The 1051-nt window shown below is 68.7% G+C and carries 1 pseudogene; it reads right to left on the bottom strand.

From position 1 onward, the window contains the following. Positions 1-1051, bottom strand: a pseudogene (locus I71_RS38085) (hemagglutinin); the annotation flags it as partial.

The raw sequence follows: 1051 nt of genomic DNA, 5'->3' as shown, positions 1-1051 counted from the left end.
TTGCGTCCGCTTCGTATCCAGGCCGATGCCGGCCACCTCGTACCGGGCACCCGATGCACCGGCCTTGCCGGCGATGACGACGCCGCCGGACGAGTGGATCTCCGCGGTGCCCTTGATCATCACGCCCCAGGCTTCCATGGCGTCCGCCTCGGTGGCATCGCCATCGATCCGGATGGCGTCCGCGGCGGTGGAGCTGGAGAGGAGGGTCGGGCTGCCGTCGAAGTCGCCGTCGATCAGCACGCCGGCATTGTGGCTCTCGTCCCAGGCAACCGCCTTGCCATGGATGGCAAGCTTGCCCGTGCCGGAGTCGATGGTCGAGGCACCGGTGATCCGGACGCCGTCGCTGTCATGGTAGGTGCTGGCGCCCTCCCCGCGGATGGAGATGGCGCCGCCGTCGGACCTGAGCGTGCTGCCTTCGATCTGCACGCCGGCGGGATCGGAATTGCCGGCTTTGGCCGGACCGTTCGCCGGATCGTCGCCGCCGCCGAGCGTGATGTCGCCGCCCGAGGTCGCGATGCTGCTGGCGCTCAGCTGAATGGCGCCCTGGTAGAGGCTGCCGTTGCTGTTCAGCGTCACCGGCGACCCGGTGGTCGTGATGTGGCTGTCCGTCAGAGACACCCCATAGCTGGCCCGGAGCGTCACGGCACCGCCGGACCTGAGGGTGGTGCCGTCGTCGAGCAGAAGGTCGCCGGCGGACTCCACGGTGATGGGCGCACCGTCATTGGAGATGGTCGCGCCGCTCAGCACGATGTCGCGGCTGGAGTCCTGGCCGCCTCTTAAGGCGATGGCCCCGTTGCCCCCCACGGCGATGCCCGACGTGCCCTCCATATAGATCGCGTGGCTGTCTTCGGAGCTTTCGCCGCGCCCTTCGGTGCCGGTGATGGTGACGGCGCCGCCGGACGTCTGCAGCGTGCCGTCGGACAGCAGCACGCCGACATTGTCGCCGTGATAGATGCCGTTGCCGCCCGTCCCGTTCAGCGTGATGGAGCCGGTCGTCGTCATCAGATGGCTGCTGTAGAGCGCGATGCCGTGGTTGCCGAAGGCGTCGTCT

Origin of the sequence: Azospirillum sp. B506 (assembly GCF_000333595.1) — a bacterium.
Classification (GTDB): domain Bacteria; phylum Pseudomonadota; class Alphaproteobacteria; order Azospirillales; family Azospirillaceae; genus Azospirillum.
The sequence above is the reverse complement of the archived record's forward strand: the minus strand, read 5'-3'. Positions and strand labels throughout refer to the sequence as shown.